The sequence below is a fragment of the Cupriavidus sp. 05T313 genome (assembly GCF_056396665.1).
Map to the genome: position 1 here is coordinate 1 of NZ_JBFTLX010000015.1, position 16,794 is coordinate 16,794.

General features: G+C 65.2%; 15 protein-coding genes and 3 pseudogenes. 9 read left to right on the plus strand and 9 right to left on the minus strand.

Going from position 1 to position 16,794, the window contains the following annotated elements:
* Positions 1–173: 173 nt before the first annotated feature.
* The 4 genes and pseudogenes from icmH to AC1DKD_RS05755 all read left to right on the plus strand — a co-directional run.
* Positions 174–1,406: a type IVB secretion system protein IcmH/DotU gene (gene icmH, locus AC1DKD_RS05740; RefSeq protein ID WP_441629334.1), complete on the plus strand. Its 1,233-nt coding sequence runs from the start codon at positions 174–176 to the stop codon at positions 1,404–1,406.
* Positions 1,407–1,492: 86 nt separating this feature from the next.
* Positions 1,493–1,771, plus strand: a complete 279-nt coding sequence (locus tag AC1DKD_RS05745; protein ID WP_441629336.1) for a PAAR domain-containing protein — start codon at positions 1,493–1,495, stop codon at positions 1,769–1,771.
* A gap of 48 nt (positions 1,772–1,819) precedes the next feature.
* Positions 1,820–2,092 (plus strand): hypothetical protein, encoded by a 273-nt coding sequence (locus tag AC1DKD_RS05750; RefSeq protein ID WP_441629338.1) that lies wholly within the window; start codon positions 1,820–1,822, stop codon positions 2,090–2,092.
* A gap of 167 nt (positions 2,093–2,259) precedes the next feature.
* Positions 2,260–2,433 (plus strand): annotated as a pseudogene (locus AC1DKD_RS05755) (LysR family transcriptional regulator); the annotation flags it as partial.
* Positions 2,434–2,442: 9 nt separating this feature from the next.
* Here the strand turns inward: AC1DKD_RS05755 and AC1DKD_RS05760 are convergent.
* Together AC1DKD_RS05760 and AC1DKD_RS05765 are read right to left on the minus strand one after the other, a co-directional pair.
* Positions 2,443–2,790 carry a HigA family addiction module antitoxin gene (locus AC1DKD_RS05760; protein WP_441629340.1) on the minus strand — a complete coding sequence of 116 codons (348 nt, stop codon included), beginning with the start codon at positions 2,788–2,790 and terminating at the stop codon, positions 2,443–2,445.
* Positions 2,791–2,858: 68 nt separating this feature from the next.
* Positions 2,859–3,626: an IclR family transcriptional regulator domain-containing protein gene (locus AC1DKD_RS05765; protein ID WP_477143065.1), complete on the minus strand. Its 768-nt coding sequence runs from the start codon at positions 3,624–3,626 to the stop codon at positions 2,859–2,861.
* Between the two features lie 111 nt (positions 3,627–3,737).
* On the opposite strand from AC1DKD_RS05765, the pseudogene AC1DKD_RS05770 reads away from it, so the two are divergent.
* The 3 genes and pseudogenes from AC1DKD_RS05770 to AC1DKD_RS05780 all read left to right on the plus strand — a co-directional run.
* Positions 3,738–5,366, plus strand: a pseudogene (locus AC1DKD_RS05770) (bifunctional sugar phosphate isomerase/epimerase/4-hydroxyphenylpyruvate dioxygenase family protein); the annotation flags it as partial.
* 33 nt (positions 5,367–5,399) lie between these two features.
* Positions 5,400–5,973, plus strand: a pseudogene (locus AC1DKD_RS05775) (beta-keto acid cleavage family enzyme).
* Between the two features lie 118 nt (positions 5,974–6,091).
* Positions 6,092–6,640, plus strand: coding sequence for a shikimate kinase (locus AC1DKD_RS05780; RefSeq protein WP_441629348.1), 549 nt, complete (start codon positions 6,092–6,094; stop codon positions 6,638–6,640).
* A 48-nt stretch (positions 6,641–6,688) separates the two neighbouring features.
* Here the strand turns inward: AC1DKD_RS05780 and AC1DKD_RS05785 are convergent, their stop codons facing one another.
* The gene (locus AC1DKD_RS05785; RefSeq protein ID WP_441629350.1) at positions 6,689–7,912 is read right to left on the minus strand and encodes a benzoate/H(+) symporter BenE family transporter; all 1,224 of its coding nucleotides are present in this window, start codon (positions 7,910–7,912) and stop codon (positions 6,689–6,691) included.
* Between the two features lie 132 nt (positions 7,913–8,044).
* Between AC1DKD_RS05785 and pdxR the strand changes: the two genes are divergently transcribed.
* Positions 8,045–9,538, plus strand: a complete 1,494-nt coding sequence (gene pdxR, locus AC1DKD_RS05790) for a MocR-like pyridoxine biosynthesis transcription factor PdxR (protein WP_441629352.1) — start codon at positions 8,045–8,047, stop codon at positions 9,536–9,538.
* A gap of 58 nt (positions 9,539–9,596) precedes the next feature.
* On the opposite strand, the gene AC1DKD_RS05795 is transcribed toward pdxR, so the two are convergent.
* The 6 genes from AC1DKD_RS05795 to soxC all read right to left on the minus strand — a co-directional run bounded on the left by AC1DKD_RS05795 (position 9,597) and on the right by soxC (position 15,458).
* On the minus strand, positions 9,597–10,484 hold the full coding sequence (locus tag AC1DKD_RS05795) for an ABC transporter permease (RefSeq protein ID WP_441629353.1): 888 nt from the start codon (positions 10,482–10,484) through the stop codon (positions 9,597–9,599).
* An 18-nt stretch (positions 10,485–10,502) separates the two neighbouring features.
* Positions 10,503–11,354: an ABC transporter ATP-binding protein gene (locus AC1DKD_RS05800; RefSeq protein ID WP_441629354.1), complete on the minus strand. Its 852-nt coding sequence runs from the start codon at positions 11,352–11,354 to the stop codon at positions 10,503–10,505.
* 1 nt (position 11,355) lies between these two features.
* Positions 11,356–12,390: an ABC transporter substrate-binding protein gene (locus tag AC1DKD_RS05805; protein WP_441629355.1), complete on the minus strand. Its 1,035-nt coding sequence runs from the start codon at positions 12,388–12,390 to the stop codon at positions 11,356–11,358.
* Positions 12,391–12,458: 68 nt separating this feature from the next.
* A complete protein-coding gene (locus tag AC1DKD_RS05810) occupies positions 12,459–13,385 on the minus strand; it encodes a TauD/TfdA dioxygenase family protein (protein WP_441629356.1) in 927 nt (308 codons plus the stop codon).
* A 209-nt stretch (positions 13,386–13,594) separates the two neighbouring features.
* Positions 13,595–14,191: a c-type cytochrome gene (locus AC1DKD_RS05815; protein ID WP_441629357.1), complete on the minus strand. Its 597-nt coding sequence runs from the start codon at positions 14,189–14,191 to the stop codon at positions 13,595–13,597.
* Positions 14,178–15,458, minus strand: a complete 1,281-nt coding sequence (gene soxC / locus AC1DKD_RS05820) for a sulfite dehydrogenase (protein ID WP_477143066.1) — start codon at positions 15,456–15,458, stop codon at positions 14,178–14,180. The genes AC1DKD_RS05815 and soxC overlap by 14 nt, the downstream gene beginning before the upstream one ends.
* Before the next feature lie 235 nt (positions 15,459–15,693).
* Here soxC and AC1DKD_RS05825 point away from each other — a divergent pair, with 235 nt between their 5' ends.
* Positions 15,694–16,791 carry an ABC transporter substrate-binding protein gene (locus AC1DKD_RS05825; protein WP_477143067.1) on the plus strand — a complete coding sequence of 366 codons (1,098 nt, stop codon included), beginning with the start codon at positions 15,694–15,696 and terminating at the stop codon, positions 16,789–16,791.
* Positions 16,792–16,794 lie beyond the last annotated feature (3 nt).

Consider the following 16,794-nt stretch of genomic DNA (forward strand, 5'->3'; position numbering starts at 1 on the left):
CTGAACATCATCGCCAAGACACTGAAACTGGACCTGCCGTTCAAGATCGAGGAACACGTCACCTACACCAAGGAACAGCGTGAACTCGTCAAACAGAAACTGCGCGATCTTGGCTACACCGTGACGGATGCGCCATACCCGGTTACGCCGGCGGATTGAGGGAGACGTTGACCATGGACGCGCAGAAGAAGCCCGAACCCGCGACGGACACGCCGCCCTCAGCCAGTGGCATGGCACAAGCACTGAGTAATGACGGCAAACCAGCCGCTATCAATTCGGAAGAACCCAGGCCGAAGAGGCGCGTGATTCGGCCGCCACCCACCATGGAACAGCGCTTGAAGACGATGCTGTCGGCGCCGAATCCACTGATGGAAGCCGCCTGGCCACTCGCTCTCGCTGTTGCGGAGATGCCGCCGGTGAAGGATCGGGAGATGGTTCCGCATCTCCATGACATCGTGACAGCGGAGTTGAAGGATTTCCAGGAACTGGCCGAACGGGCGAACATCAAGCACGAACATATTGTCGCTGCGCACTATTGCCTCTGCAGCGCCATCGATGAAGGCGTTCAGCGGCACGATTGGGGGCAAGGCTGGTGGACGACGAACAGCTTGCTGGTCCTGCACCATCAGGACAACCGGGGCGGCGAGCGCTTCTTTCAGCTGCTGGCCCGGCTGCTGAAAAACCCGACGGAGAACATCGACGTCATCGAGGTGATGTACATCCTGCTGTCACTGGGATTCCAAGGCCGCTATTGCAAGATGCCAGATGGAACACAGCGTATCAATGCCATTCGCCGGCGGCTGTACGACCTGCTGCTACAGCATCGCGGCCCCGTACCGAAAGCACTGTCGCCCCACTGGAAGCCCGCACCGCCTGGCCGCTTCCCCCCGCTGCGCGTCATACCTGTCTGGATCACCGTAGCGCTATCCTCGGTGATCCTCCTCGGAATGTTCATCTCGTTCAAATATCAGCTGTTGGTCAAACAGCGCGAAGTGCTGCAAATACTCACGGACATCGGCAACATGAAGCCACCGCCCCCGCCCATGCCACTACGGCTCACAGAGCGCTTGAAGGACGAGATTGCGCGCGGTGTGGTGGCCGTCAAGGACGATTACCGCCGCAGCACCGTGGTGTTTCGGGGCGACGATATGTTTGGCGCAGGCCAGGCCGAGGTACGCAGGAAACTATTACCAGCGCTCGATAAGCTGGCCGCCGAGTTCAACAAGGTGGAGGGCACGGTGCAGATCATCGGCCATAGTGACAACCAGCCGATCAAGAGCGCCCGCTACCCATCGAATCAGGCACTGTCCGAGGAGCGCGCCACCGTGGTCAGCGAATACCTCGCCAGCAGGGCGTCGCCAAGGAGCGGCTGGAAGCCGTCGGCAAGGGGGATAGCGAGCCGTTGACGGACAACGCCACCGCAACCGCACGCGCCACCAACCGCCGCGTCGAAGTGGTCGTCACCCAATAAGCCAGTTCAGGAGAACACAGGATGCAACGCAGACTCATCAAGAAGGGCGACAAGACCAGCCACGACGGCGTGGTCGCTACCGGGTCCGAGGTGGACCTGCTGGACGGCCAGCCGATGGCCCGCCTGGGCGATCTGGTGGACTGCCCCCAGCACTACCCGGACGGGCGGCCGCACGGCATCAACAAGATCATCGAAGCGACCTCCGGCCTGATGATTGGCGAGCGTCCCGCTGCCTGCGAAGGCGATGGCACCGAATGCGGCTGCGTGCTGATCGGCAGTTCGGACGCCATGGCAGGCTGACTTGGCTCGATACGCTCTACGCACCTTCCCAAACTCAAGGAAACAAGCATGCAGTATTTCGCATTCGGCATCATATCCGTGTTCTCCGCCCTCCTGTTTCCGGCGATCTATCTGGCCGGTTATGGGCTGCGCCGGATCGGCGCCTGGTTCAATCGCGCCGATCCGCCCCGCGACCGTGTTGGTGCCTATGTCATCGCCGCCCTGTTGTTCGGCTTCCTAGTGGGCTCGCTCCTGCAACCCTTGTGGGACTGCCTGCAGACCGGTGAGTCGCTAGGGACATGCGTGATGCGGCATTCGCCAACTGCCGGCCTTGGACAGTGAAGTGCAGGACTGGCTCGCCCGGGATCAACCAGTTGGCCCAACGAGCGGACGGTTCGTCGGCGGGTGAAATCCGAGCCATGGGAAAGCGCGGCACTGACCGTGGGCCTGTCAGGCGATAAGAAGTTGCGCTGCCGAGCTGGCCGCCGCTGTGATCTGCCGCAGGAAACGATGCGCTGGTGCGGGTGCTGCCGGCTGACCGGCAACCAGCCGATGTGTGGGCGGTGACGACCGCGCGGGCTTCGGGGTCGGCCAAGATGCGGGTGTGCATCGATTTTTTGAAAGCGCAGCTTACCGAAGGGCCGCATGTGCTGGCGACGGCGTTGGGGGATGGTGGGGAGTGAGTGGATCCATCACGCCGCCAGCGGCGCAATCTCGCGAGCTATCGCTTCGCCGGCGGCCGCTTGCGCAACGCGCAAGTCATAGGTCGCTTGCAGATTCGTCCAGAATTCAGGCGTGGTGCCAAAGTGCCGCGTCAGGCGCAGCGCAGTATTCGGCGAAATGGTGCGGCGGCAGCGCACGATGTCGTTGATGCGCGGTGCCGGCACGTGCAGGGCCACCGCGAGCGCATTCGCGGACATATTGAGTGGAACGAGGAAGTCCTCGCGCAGGATTTCTCCCGGGTGTGCCGGCTCGATCGTTTCACCGGTTGCGACATCCGAGAGGTCGACCTTGTTAAGGTCCGCACGTTTGATTGTCATGGTGGCCTCGGTGGTCAGTGATAGTCAGTTGGCCGGCAAACACACACTCTTGCGGCGCGCCTGGTTGCTCACAACACCCGCATGATCGATATCGCCGTATCCTGCAAAACCTGCAACACCCGCTCCAGCGCCTGCTCCGCGCTCTCCTCCCCGATCTGCATATTCACGCTCAGCGCGGCGATCACTTTCCCATGGCGATCCCGCAGCGGCACCGCCACCCCCCGCACGCCGATCTGCAACTGCTGCTCGACCAGCGCATAACCCTGCGCGCCCGCCTTCCTGATCTCGGCCAGCAGCCGGTCCTGCTGCATGATCGTGTACGGCGTGTACGGCGTCAGCACGACGTCTTCCAGCCACGCMTTGACCCTGTCCTCAGGCTCCGAGGCCAGCATCATCACGCCGGCGGAAGCCAGCGGCGCCGGCACGCGCGCACCCAGCACAAAACCCGTATTCATCACCCGGCTCGTACCCGTACGGCAGATAAACACCAGTTCCCATGCATCCAGCACGCTCAGGTACGCCGGCTCGCCGACCGCCGCCGTGATCTGCTGCAGGAAAGGCTGCACCGTGCGCGGCAGGCGCGCCGAGTCGAAGTAGGACCAGCCCACCTTGAGCACGCGGGGGGTCAGGCTGAACAGCGTGCCGTCGCTGGTGGTATAGCCCAGATGCTCCAGGGTGAGCAGATAACGTCGTGCCGCGGTACGTGTGAGGCCCGTCAGCTGGGCCGCCTGCGTCGGCGTCAGGCGCGGATGATCGTTATCGAAGGCCTCCAGGATGGCCAGGCCCTTTTCCAGTCCGGCAATCCAGTCGCGCCGGTTCAGCGGTTCTTTATCCATAGCGATAACCCTAGTTCCGAGCGCCAGTCGCTCTCAATGGCGCGATTATCGCACGTATGCGCGCGGATTGCGCTTGTTGCTGCGTCAGATCGGTCCTAACCTTCCCCTACGGCGCGCGCTGAACGCAAGTTCGACGTGATGGAGGAACTGGGCGCGCGCATGGTGCTGGTCTGCAGCAATGTGCAGGGCATCGCCATCGACGATCCCGCGCGCGCCGCCGCCGACCTGCGCGCCATGGCCGAAGCCGCGGCGAAGCGCGGGCTCCTGGTGGGCTTCGAGGCGCTGGCCTGGGCCCGGCACACCAGGCTGTGGCGGCAGGCATGGGATATCGTGCGGCGGGCCGACCACCCCGCGCTGGGCCTGATCCTGGACAGCTTCCACACGCTCTCGCTGGGCGACACGCTGGAAGGCATCGACGAAGTGCCGGCGGAGAAGCTGTTCTTCGTGCAACTGGCCGATGCGCCCCGCATGAGCATGGACGTGTTGTCGTGGAGCCGGCACTACCGCAACTTTCCCGGCCAGGGCGATCTCGCCGTGACCGAGTTTGCACGCGCGGCCATCGGCGCGGGCTATCGCGGACCACTGTCGCTGGAGATCTTCAACGACGAATTCCGCGCGGCGCCCGCGCGCCTGACCGCGCAGGATGGCCTGCGCTCGCTGATCTGGCTCGAATCCGAAGCCGGGGGCCCCGCCCTGCCAGCCGCGCCGCATTTCGGCGGCGTCGACTTCCTGGAATTCGCGGTGGACTATGTAGCCGGACGGGAACTGGGCACGCGGCTGCGTTCGCTGGGCTTCAGCCACGCCGGCCGCCACCGCTCCAAGGCGGTGGACCTGTACCGCCAGGGCGGCGTCAATATCATCCTCAACGCCGAGCAGGACAGCGCCGCCGCGGAGCACTTCCAGCTTCACGGGCCTTCCGTCTGCGCGCTCGGGCTGAAGGTGGACGACGCCCAGCGCGCCGTCTCGCGTGCGCGGGCCTTGCTGTGCAAGGAATGGCGCGAGCCCATCGGCCCGGACGAGCGCAGCATTCCCGCGGTGCGCGCGCCGGACGGCATGCTGTTCTACCTGATCGACGAGAAGGACTCGGACCGCAGCATCTACGAGAGCGACTTCGTGCTGGAACCCGGCTGCGCCGACGACACAGGCGCGGGCCTCACGGCCATCGACCATATCGCCCAGGCCTTGCCACCGCACCGGCTCGACAGCTTCGTATTGTTCTACAAGACGGTGTTCGGCCTGCAGGCCGAGGCGCTGCACGAGATCGCCGACCCGTACGGACTGGTGAAAAGCCGCGCCATGGTCAGCCCGGAGCAGAACATCCGGATTCCGCTCAACGTCTCGGAAAGCAGCCGCACCGCCACCGGCAGGTTCGTCACGGCCTATGCCGGCTCGGGCATCCACCACATTGCCTTCCGTACGCCCGGCCTGAGCGCCACGCTGGAGCGCATCGTTCCCGCCGAGGCCGCCATGCTCCACGTGCCCGACAACTACTACGACGATGTCGGCGCGCGGCTCGGACTGGACGACGCGCTGCTGGAGCGCCTGCGCCGGCAGCAACTGCTCTACGACAAGGATGCCGGCGGCGAATTCCTGCACGCCTACACCGAGCCCTTCCACGACCGCTTCTTCTTCGAGCTGGTGCAGCGCGACGGCTACCTCGGCTTCGGCGCGGCCAACGCCTCGCTGCGCATGGCGGCCCAAGCCCTGGCCAGCCGCAACCACAAGGCCCGGCCCGCCTGAGGCGGGCACCACAATCGTTCCCCGGAGTTTCAAATGCAAGAACCCTGCATCATCTCGGTGGCCATCACCGGCTCGGTCCCCCGCAAGACGGACAACCCCGCCATCCCCATCTCCGTCGCGGAGCAGATCGAGAGCACGCACGAGAGCTTCGAGGCGGGCGCCACGCTGGTCCACCTGCACGTGCGCGACGAAGCCGGGAACTCCAGTTCGGACCCCGCGCGTTTCGCGCAATTGCAGGACGGCATCCGCAAGCACTGCCCCGGCATGATCGTGCAGTTCTCCACCGGCGGACGCGGACGCGCCATGGAGCAGCGCGGCGCCATGCTCGACCTGCGCCCCGACATGGCCGGTGGAGCAACTGAAGAAGGTGCTGCCTGGCGCGACCTGGACCGCGGCGGGGATCGGCCGGCACCAGCTGGAAGTCAACCACTGGACGCTGCAACTCGGCGGCCACTGCCGCACCGGCCTGGAAGACAACGTGCGCTGGGACAAGGACACGCTGGCCGCCAGCAATGCGCAACTGGTCGGCCGGGTAGCGCAGTTGTGCGCGGAGTATGGCCGCGCCGTGGCCACGCCCGCGCAAGCGCGGCAGCTGCTCGGTCTGTGAAGCCCCTTGTACCGAAGCCGCCGAAGCAACGGAACACCGTGCCGTTTTGAGCGGCGCCCATCTCGTGCTAACGTAGAGAAGACCGAATCCGGAGCCTGCCGCTGGCTCCCCCCCACACTTGGACTTCGAAAACCTCTTCTTCATCGGCTTCATGGGCGCCGGTAAGACCACCATTGGCCGGACGGTGGCGCGCCGGCTGGGGCTGCCTTTTTTCGATACGGATCACGAAATCGAGGCGCGTTGCGGCGTGCGCATTCCCACTATCTTCGAGCTGGAAGGCGAGGAAGGCTTCCGCCAGCGCGAAACCCGCACGCTCGACGAGTTGACACAGCGTAAAGGCATCGTGCTGGCCACCGGCGGCGGCGCCGTGCTGCGCCCGGAAAACCGCGAGATGCTGCGCTCGCGCGGCTACGTGATCTACCTGAGCGCTTCACCCGCGGAGTTGTGGCAGCGCACCCGGCGCGGCCGCAACCGCCCGCTGCTGCAAGGCCCCAACCCGCGCGCCACGCTGGAAGCCCTTTACCGGGTACGCGATCCGCTCTATCGCGAGGCGGCGCACCTGGTCATGCCCCCGCACGGCGAGAGCGTGGCGAATGCCGCCGGACGCGTGCTTGCGAAGCTCGGGCTCGAAAACTCGACTCTGCTGCGTCCGCAAGGCGATAGATAAGGCCACTCCTCAGCCTGTGGCAGCGGTCGCGGCGGGGTATAAAGTGGATTAGCCGCACCTGGAACATCTGAAACTGCCATGGATCAATCCATGCACAACCAGACCGACAAGCAATCCCCAGAATGCACCGCCAAGCCCGAATAGCGTGACGTCGGCCGCTGTCGCCAGAAATGTCATCAAGGCCGTTTCACGTCCACGTGGATCGCCCAGCGCGGTTGCGAGGCTGCCGCCAATTGCCCCCAGCAAGGCGAGGCCAGCCAGCGTGGTAATGAAAGTCGCGGGGAGCACCACAAACAACGTCACCAGGGTCGTACCGAACACACCGACGAGCGTGTAGAACACCCCGCAGGCAAGGCCGGCGATGTACCGCCTGGCTGGATTTTCGTGCGCCTCCTTGCCCGTGCAGATTGCCGCCGTTATCGCTGCCACATTGAATGCATGGGAGCCGAAAGGCGCCATCAGCAGGGAACCAAGCCCGGTCACCGTAAGTATGGGATTGGCACTGGTCTTGAAGCCGTCGTTGCGCAGCACCAGCATTCCCGGCATGTACTGGCCGGTCAGCGTGATCAGGAACAGTGGGAGCGCAACGCTAAACACCGCGTTGAGCGAGAAGGCTGGCGTGGTCAGCACGGGTGCAGCCAAACTCAGCGCAACACTCTGGAAGCTGACCTGCCCCAGCCCAAGCAACAGCATGATGGCGATCACCAGTACGCCAATGATCGCATAACGCGCCGTAAAGCGGCGCAGCACTGCATAGCTGAGAATCAGTGCGCCTACCAACAACGGATCAACGCCCGCGCCACCAAAGGCACCCATGCCAAAGCGCAGCAAAATGCCAGCCAGAAGGCCTGCCGCGATGCCTGATGGGATCATCTTCACGACCCGCTCGAAGTAGCCCGACAGCCCCAGCACCACAAAACCAAGGGCGGACAGCATATAGGCGCCGATGACTTCCGGATAAGGCGTATTCGGCAGTACTGAAATGAGAAAGGCAGCTCCTGGCGTAGACCATGCCGTGATGATTGGCTCGCGATAACGGTAACTCAGCCAGGCCCCGGTCACTCCGACGCCGATCGAGATCGACCAGATCCATGAAGCGGTCAGCTGGGGGCTCAGTCCAGCGGACTTCGCGCCCTGGAGCACCAGAATAAAGGTCCCACCGTAGTTGACGATCACCGAGATCAGCGCCGCAACGATTGGATGCAGCAAGTCGTCTGATCGGCGGACCGTCGCCGTCAAGGGGGCCGTGCTTGAGTCTTTGATTGGTTGCATAGGTCCCGAGTTTGCGGTCTAAATGGTCTATTTTGAATATCCACTTATATATAATTAATCAGACCACTTTGTGACCCAAGCGCCTTTTGCAGCGCTTGCCCAGGCACACACAGACCAGACCAAATCGCCCTTGTGAAGACGCGCGCCACTGCTTATCCGATCTGGACCGGCTTCCTGCCGTCACAAGACGATCCCCTATCCCTGCGCGAGCAACTGGTGCGTTTTTTTCGCAGAGGCATCGCGGATGGCACCTTGCAGGCAGGCATCCGGCTTCCGGCATCGCGGGTACTGGCGCTGGAACTCGGCATGTCGCGAATGACTGTCACCGATGCCTACGAGCAGCTGATCGCCGAGGGGTTTCTGCAGGCGCGTCAGGGCGCGGGTACCTATGTGGCGGCCCGGATCGGCAACAAGGCGCAATCGCTATGCACGCCTGTAGCCCCGCGGCAAGCAACGATGGGGTCGGCACGCGCGCGACTGCTGGTCGGTCCCGATTCAATGTCGGTCGCGCATGCGGCGTGGCCACTGACCCCGGGTCTGCCAGCCCTGGATGCATTCCCCTACGCGCTATGGGGCCGCCTTGAGGGCCGCATCTGGCGCCGGCGCACGCCGCCGGATTTTTCGTATGGCGACCCGCAAGGTTTCCTGCCATTGCGAGAAGCGCTGGCGGAGTATCTCGGCGCGGCGCGCGGTGTAAGCTGCCGTTCGCACAACATCGTCGTTACCCCCGGCGCGCAAGCGGCAATCCTGATCGCAACGCTAGCGCTCACGGATAGCGGGGATCGCGTTTGGGTGGAGAATCCCGGATACGATGCCGCCTATCGCAGCCTTTTGCTATCCGGAGTGAGCGCGGTCGGTATTCGCGTGGATGCAGAAGGCCTGGATGTGCTCGATGGGCGCTCGCGCGCGCCCGATGCAAAGCTTGCGGTGGTGTCGCCCTCGCACCAATACCCGCTGGGCGTCACCATGAGCCTGGCACGGCGCCTAGCACTCTTGCAGTGGGCCCACGATGCCGATGCGTTCATTCTTGAAGATGATTACGATAGCGAGTTCCACTACGATTGCGCGCCGACGACTGCCCTGAAAGCACTTGATGGCGACAACGGACGCGTGATCTATATCGGTACACTTAGTAAGCTGCTGGCCCCAGGCCTGAGGCTGGGATTCCTGGTCGTGCCCGACGATCTGATCGATATTCTGCAAAAAGTGCGCAATGGCAGCGGCCACCGTGTGCCGATGTCGCTGCAGGTCACTGCCGCAGAATTTGTCGGCAACGGCCATCTCGGCACGCATATTCGCAGAACCAAATCGCTCTACGCGCAACGGCGCTCTGCCTTGCTGTCGGCTATCAGTGCCGCAGGCAGTGGAGATCTGTCCGTCTTGACCGCTACCACGGGACTGCATCTCCTTGCGGAGTTACCCGATGATTGCGACGACCAGGCGCTGGTAGCCGCCGCACGGGCACAACAGATTGGCGTCGCGCCGCTATCGGGATTCTTCGCGCCGCCGTGCACAAGCGCGCGGCAAGGCTTGCTGATGGGTTTTGGCAATACCCCCGCGGAATCCATGCCAGGCGCCATCCAGACACTGTGCCGGCTGATCGAAACACAGCGCACTTCGCGCTGAAGCCAGTCGTCGCCGCTGGCGCTCTGCCCGCTCCACGCCGTTGCGGGCCAATACCGCCTTAGTGCTGCATGCCCCAGCGGCGCACTGTCACGCGTTCCAGCGTCTTGAACACCAGGTTCTCCACCAGCAGGCCGATCAGGATCACCATGGCCAGGCCGGCGAACACGCGGTCGGTGTACAGCTCGTTGCGGTTCTGGAAGATGTACCAGCCCAGCCCGCCCTTGCCAGACGACGCGCCAAACACCAGCTCGGCCGCGATCAGCGTGCGCCAGGCGAAGGCCCAGCCGATCTTCAGACCGGACAGGATGGCGGGCAGCGCGGCCGGCACCAGGATCAGCAGCACATAGCGCAAGCCGCGCAGCCCGTAGTTGCGCCCGGCCATGCGCAGGGTGTCGGGCACCCCGCGAAAGCCCGCATAGGTGTTCAGTGCCAGCGGCCACAGCACCGAATGCACCAGCACGAACACCAGGCTCTTGCTGCCCAGCCCGAACCACAACAGCGCCAGCGGCAGCAGCGCGATGGCCGGCAGCGGGTTGAACATGGCGGTCAGCGTGTCCAGCACATCGCGCCCCAGCTCGGTCGAGACCGCCAGCGTGGTCAGCACGAAGGCCAGCACGATGCCGCCGGCGTAGCCTTGCAGCAGCACCGACATGGAGATGCCCGCCTTGGTCAGCAGCTCGCCATTGCCGATGCCTTCGGCAAAGGCGCGCGCGGTGGCGAGAAAGCCCGGCAACAGCAGGTCGTTGTCCTGCACGCGCGCGATGATTTCCCACAGGCAGGCCAGCACCGCCAGGATCAGCGCCTTGCGCAGCCAGCCTTGCTGCCACAGGCGTTGCGGCCAGGGCAAGGCGCGCGCCACCGGCAAGGCGGTGAAGGGTTCGAGCTTGCGCTCATATTCGGCGCGGACCACCGTGGTGGCGGGAATAGATGACGTGCTTGTGCTCATGGTCGATCCTGGCGGGGCTCAGCGCGCCTGCGCGGTGCGTGCCGTCGACGGCGCGGCGTGCGGCGGCTCGTCGAACAGCAGATGATGGATGCGTTGCGCGGTAGCCTGGAACTCCGCGCCCCCCTGGCTGGCCAGGTCGTACTGGTGGCTGTTGAGTTCGGCGCGCACGCGCCCCGGATGCGGCGACAGCAGCAGGATGCGGCTGCCGACCACCAGCGCTTCCTCGATCGAATGCGTGACGAACAGCAGCGTGAAGGCGGCGTCGTTCCACAGCGCCAGCAATTCCTCCTGCATGCGCCGGCGCGTCAGCGCGTCGAGCGCGGCAAAGGGCTCGTCCATCAGCAGCACCTTGGGCCGCATCGCCAGCGCGCGGGCAATCGCCACGCGCTGCTTCATGCCGCCGGACAGGGTGTGCGGATAGGCATCGGCGAAATTCGCCAGCCCGACTTTGTCGAGAAAATGCAGCGCGCATGCCGAGGCCTCGCGCCGTGACATGCCGCGTGAGCGCACCAGCGGGAACATCACGTTCTGCCGCACCGTCTTCCAGGGCGGCAACTGGTCGAACTCCTGGAACACCACGATGCGGTCGGGGCCGGGCGCGCTGACGGGCACGCCCTCCAGCCGGATCTCGCCCTCGCACGGCGGCACGAAGCCCGCCACCGCCTTGAGCAGGGTCGACTTGCCGCAGCCCGAAGGGCCAAGCAGCACAAAGCGATCGGCGGCATGGACATCAAAGCTGACCTGGTGGGTGGCCCGCACCACGCGCTCGCGGGTGCGGTACTCCAGCGAGACGCCGTCGACCTGCAACAGCGGCGTGGCTGCGGCGGGGCGCGCGGAAACCACGCGTAGCGGGGAAGGCTGCACGGCCATGTCAGCTACCCTGGGCAGTGGCCGGGTCCTGGAAGAAATAGTCTTGCCAGGATTTCGGCTGGTTGCGGATGGCGCCCACCCGATGCATGAACTCGGCCAGCGCGAAGGTGTTCTGCGGCGTGACCTTGAACTGCACCTGCGGGTTCTTCAGGATCTTGACCAGCAGCGCGCGGTCGATCCGGGCCTTGTTCACGCGGATATACAGGTCGGCCGCAGCTTCCGGGTTGGCAGTGGCGAACCGTGCCGCCTCGGCCAGCGCATCGACAAAGGCGCGATAGGTCTTGGGATTGTCATTGCGGAATTTCTCGGTGGCGTACAGCACCGTGGCCGAGCTGGGGCCGCCCAGCACGTCATACGAGTTCAGCACGATGCGCGCATTGGGGTTGCCGGCCAGTTCCTGTTCCTGGAACGGCGGGTTGCCGAAGTGGCCGCTGATCTCGGTGCCGCCGGCGATGATGGCCGCGGCCGCATCGGGGTGCGGCACCGCCACGGTCCACTTGTCCAGGCGGTTGAATTCCTTGTCGCCCCATTGCCTGGCGGCGGCAAGCTGCAGCACGCGCGACTGCACCGATACCGACACCGCGGGCAGCGCGATGCGGTCCTTGTCGGTGAAATCGGCAATGGTCTTGACCTTGGGATTGTTGCTGACCAGGTAGTACGGGAAGTTGCCCAGCGACGCCACGCCCTTCACATTCTGCTTGCCGTGCGTGCGATCCCACATCGTCAGCAAGGGCCCCACGCCGGCGCCGGCGATATCGATCGCGCCGGACAGCAGCGCATCGTTGACGGCCGCGCCGCCGGACAACTGCGTCCACTCCACCTTGACATCGACGCCCTGCTGCCTGCCGTGTTTCTCGATCAGTTGCTGGTCGCGCGCCACGTTGAGCAGCAGGTAGACTACGCCGAACTGCTCGGCGATGCGGATCTTCCCTTCCGCACGGGCCGCGCCGGACATCGCCATGCCGGCAGCCAGCGCGAGCGCGACGGCGCCACGCGGCCAGCGGGCGGAGAAGAGACGGGAACGAAGCAGGGACATGCGGAACTCCGGTGGATTCGGTTCGGTGGATTCGGTATGGGACAGGATGATCCGGACGTGCGTGCCGGTCAGACCGGCAGGTCGCCCTCGATCGTGGTGCGATACATCACGCGGCGCAGCGACTCCGGGCAGCCGGCGGCCAGGTGCAGCAGCGAGCGGTTGTCCCAGAACACCAGGTCGTGCTCCTGCCATGCGTGGCGATAGACGTGTTCCGGCTTCACGCTATGCGCGAACAGTTGCGCCAGCAGGTCACGGCTTTCATCCTCGGGCAGCCCGGCGATGCGCGTGGTGAAATGCTCGCTGACGAACAACGCGCGGCGGCCGGTCTCCGGATGCGTGCGCACCACCGGCTGCAGCACCGGCGCCACCTGCGCGATCTGCTCGGGCGTCAGGTTGGGACGCCACGGGCTGCGTTGCTGCAACTCGGCGTACCTGGCCAGGTAGGTGTGCTCGGCATTGCGCCCTTCCACCGCGCTCTTCAGGTGCGCGGGCAGCGTCTCCCAGGCCAGGTGCATGTTGGCGAACAGCGTATCGCCGCCCTCGGCCGGAAGCTCCTGCGCATGCAGCAGCGAGCCCAGGCTGGGCTTTTCCTTGTACGAGAGATCGGAATGCCAGAAATGCCCGGCGTCGCCCAGGCCGATCGGCTTGCCGTCCTTGAGCACATTGGAGACGATCAGTATCTCGGGATGACCGGCGAGCTGGAACTGATGCAGCACATGGATCTGCAACGGCCCGAAGCGGCGGCTGAAGGCGATCTGCTGTTCCGGCGTGATGCGCTGGTCGCGGAACACCACCACGTGATAGTCGAGATGCGCGCGATGGATGCGCGCGAAGTCTTCCGCGGACAGCGGCTCGGACAAGTCCAGGCCGATGATCTCCGCGCCGAGCGGCGCCTCGAACGGACGGATCTCGAAAGCGGCGCTGCCGGAAGCAGCGGCTGAAACGGCGGGGGCGGCAGCAAGCGTGAATGAGGCCGTGTGGGTTCCAATCGTCATGACAGGCTCTTAAGCGGGGGACCTAAAACGGAAGACCTAAAGTGCGGATCCGATATCGGATCCAGGTGCGATGCCGTTTCCGGCAAAAGCCGGGCCCTGCACCGCTCGTTCTCAAGCTTTGCACTGTAGAGTTCCAGGCCTGCAGCGGTCAACGAATGAAATCGCTGCCGCTTATCCGTTTAACGCATATCCATGTCTTTACATTGGACTCAGGGTCGCGCCGCACAGGCGTTGCGGCAGGGCACGTTGGCGGTATCGGGCCGGCCGTCGGCAACGAAGCCATCGCGGTTCGGCATCCGCACCTGCGGTAGGGTCCGCGCATCGAGCACAGCCTCCGCGGGCACAATGCCGTTCAGATGCAGCAGGTAGGCCGTGACCGCATAAACCTCGTCCGCTTTCAGGCTTTGCGGCGCGTTGTAAGGCATCGCGCGATTGATGAAATCGAACACCGTGGTCGCATACGGCCAGAAACTGCCGATGGTCTTCAGCGGCGGCTTGCCATTCGCGTGCGCGCTCTTCAGACTCCCTTGCGCGCCCACCAGCGCATCGGCCGGTTTGCCTTCGCCCTTGATGCCGTGGCACGCGGCGCATAAGTTTTCGTAGACCTGCTTGCCGCGCGCCACGCTGCCACTGCCCGGCGGCAGGCCGGCGCCATCGGGCGTGACGTCGATATTCCATGCGGCGAGATCGCGCTCGCTGGCCAGCAGGCCCAGGCCATAGGTCTGCGCCTGTGCCCGCGGGCACACCGCGACCATCGCCAGCAGGACAGCACCAAGGGATCTACGGAGAGTGTCAGGCGCGCGCATTGGCAATCCTCCCGTCGGCGCCCACGCGCCATGCCTGGATGGCGTTGTAGTGATAAGTGGACTCGTAGCCGCGCGCGGCCACCAGTTGATCCGGCAAGGGCTGCACATTGCCGGCCTCGTCGATGGCGCGGCTTTGCAGCACCGCGGGGCCGCCATCCCAGCGCCACGACAGCCGGAAGCGCGTGAGCGCACGGTCGAGCACGGGATCCTGCAGCTTTGCCTCGCGCCAGCTGCGGCCGCCGTCCACGGATACGTCCACGCGCCGGATGCGGCCATGGCCGGACCACGCGAGCCCGGAGATTTCATGGAAGCCCCTGTCGCGCAGCACGTGATCCGGCGCGGGAAACGTGATCACCGATTTCACGTCCATCAGGAAGGTGAACTGGCGCGCGCTACCGTCGGGCAGCGAGTCGGTGTACTTCGCGGTTTCCTCGCGCGTCATGAACGGCTCGCGCCCGAGCTTGAGGCGGCGCAGCCACTTGATGCTCATATTGCCTTCAAAGCCCGGCAGGAACAGCCGCAGCGGATAGCCGTGCTCGGGCCGCAGCATCTCGCCGTTCTGCGCGTAGACGAGCAGCGCATCCTCCAGCGCCTTGGCCATCGGCACGCTGCGCGTCATCGCCGCGGAATCGGCTCCCTCCGCCAGCACCCAGGCCGCTTCCGGCTGCACGCCCACCTCTTCCAGCACGACGGAGAGCGGCACGCCGGTCCACTCGCAGCACGACAGCAAGCCGTGGCTGATCTGTACCGAAGTGGCGCTCGGCGCGCGCCATTCGCGCCCGGTATTGCCGGAGCATTCGAGAAAGTGAATGYGCGACACCGATGGCAGCCGCACCAGGTCGTCCATGGTGAAGATGCGCGGACGATCCACCAGCCCATGCACGGCCAGCCGGTGCAGGGCAGGATCGATCAGCGGGATGCCGGCGTGGTGGCGCTCGAATACCAGGCCCGTGGGCGTGATGATGCCGTGCAGGTCTTGCAGCGGCGTCATCGATGAGTTGGCGCCGGGCATCGGCGCGGCGCCCCGGTTGCGCCGGATCACGTTCTTCTCGAACTCAGCGGGCTGGCCGTAGGCGCGCCACAGCACCGGCTCGCCGGGCGCGCGCGTCCACGGCGGCACCGTCAGCGCTTCGGCACGCGCCGTGGCTGGCGCAGCCGCCGCGAGGGCACCGGCGCCAAGCGCCACGCCGCCCAGTCCTGCACCCTGGCGCAGGAAACGGCGCCGGCCGGATTGCGGCTGCGCGTTCTTCTCGTTCTTGTTCGTCATGGGCTCGCCAAGGTCACGGTTCGAAAATGGCGCACTCTATGCCACCCCGCTGCTTCGCGGAACGAAGGATAACGCATGCCCTTATGCGTGGCCGCGCAAACATTGCCACCTGCGGCGCATATGCGCGCAGCCCATAACCAAAGCCAAAAACATTCCTTCTGCCGCGCCGGCAGCACCGCGTATCTTGAGAGCCGTCGATTCACTCTTCACCGCTTTGCACAGGGATACAGCCAAGATGGCAATCACGCGACGAACCCTTCTCAAACGCCTTGCCGTATCCAGCCTGGGTGCCGCCGCTTCCGCCAGCCCGCTGAGCGCATTCAGCGCCAGCGGCGCCGCCAGGCCCGACGTGATCCGCATTGGCGTGGCGCAGCCGGCCACCGGCACGCCGCCGAGCTTCGCGGGTAGTTCGATGGCCATCGCCCATGCGCGCGGATGGCTGGAGGAAGCGTTCAAGCCCTCGGGCACGCCTATCGAATGGTTCTTCTTCAAAGGCGCGGGCCCGGCGGTGAACGAGGCCATCAGCACCAACCAGCTCGACTTCGCCATGCAGGGCGACCTGCCCGCCATCGTGGCGCGCGCCGCCGGCCTCAAGACGCGGCTGGTGCTGGCCACGGGCGTGCGCACCAATATCTATATCGGCGTGCCGCCCGACTCCCCGCTCAAGACGGTGTYGGACCTGCGCGGCAAGCGCGTGTCGCTGTTCAAGGGCACCAATATGCATCTGCCGGCATTGCGCCTGCTTGAGGCCAATGGCCTCGCCGAAAAAGACCTGCGGCTGCTGAACCTGGACACCGCCGGCTACCTGGCCGCGCTGACAACACGCGATATCGACGGCGCCATCGGCGCCATGGACATCCTGCGCCTGCGCGACAAGGGCGCGGTGCGCATCCTTTACTCCAGCAAGAGCCAGTCGCCGATCTACACGCGCCAGAGCCATGTGCTGGTGACCGACGCCTTCGCCAGCAAGTATCCGGAAGCCACCCAGCAACTCGTCAAGGCGGCGGTGCAGGCCGCGCGCTGGGCCTCCGACGAGAAGAACCGCGAAGACGTGCTGCGCACCTGGGCGCGCGCCGGCACGCCTTACGAGCACTGGAAGGAGGACTATGAAGGCGAACCGCTGCGCGTGCGGCTGAACCCGAACTTCGACCCCTTCCTGGTCAGCCGCTACAAGGACGCCACCGAGCAGGCCTACCGCCTGCGCCTGTCGCGCGCCAGGTTCGATGTCGACCAGTGGATCGATACGAGCTTCCTCAAGAACGCGCTGAACGACCTGAGCCTGCAGAGCTACTGGCCGGTCTACCAGCCGAACGGCAAGATTCTCGGAGCCTGACGC

What these genes read in the sequence shown, in the direction of transcription:
- icmH (WP_441629334.1), top strand. Translation starts at nt 174, where the DNA reads ATGGACGCGCAGAAGAAGCCCGAACCCGCGACGGACACGCCGCCCTCA.
- AC1DKD_RS05745 (WP_441629336.1), top strand. Translation starts at nt 1,493, where the DNA reads ATGCAACGCAGACTCATCAAGAAGGGCGACAAGACCAGCCACGACGGC.
- AC1DKD_RS05750 (WP_441629338.1), top strand. Translation starts at nt 1,820, where the DNA reads ATGCAGTATTTCGCATTCGGCATCATATCCGTGTTCTCCGCCCTCCTG.
- AC1DKD_RS05760 (WP_441629340.1), bottom strand. Translation starts at nt 2,790, where the DNA reads ATGACAATCAAACGTGCGGACCTTAACAAGGTCGACCTCTCGGATGTC.
- AC1DKD_RS05785 (WP_441629350.1), bottom strand. Translation starts at nt 7,912, where the DNA reads ATGCAACCAATCAAAGACTCAAGCACGGCCCCCTTGACGGCGACGGTC.
- AC1DKD_RS05795 (WP_441629353.1), bottom strand. Translation starts at nt 10,484, where the DNA reads ATGAGCACAAGCACGTCATCTATTCCCGCCACCACGGTGGTCCGCGCC.
- AC1DKD_RS05800 (WP_441629354.1), bottom strand. Translation starts at nt 11,354, where the DNA reads ATGGCCGTGCAGCCTTCCCCGCTACGCGTGGTTTCCGCGCGCCCCGCC.
- AC1DKD_RS05805 (WP_441629355.1), bottom strand. Translation starts at nt 12,390, where the DNA reads ATGTCCCTGCTTCGTTCCCGTCTCTTCTCCGCCCGCTGGCCGCGTGGC.
- AC1DKD_RS05810 (WP_441629356.1), bottom strand. Translation starts at nt 13,385, where the DNA reads ATGACGATTGGAACCCACACGGCCTCATTCACGCTTGCTGCCGCCCCC.
- AC1DKD_RS05815 (WP_441629357.1), bottom strand. Translation starts at nt 14,191, where the DNA reads ATGCGCGCGCCTGACACTCTCCGTAGATCCCTTGGTGCTGTCCTGCTG.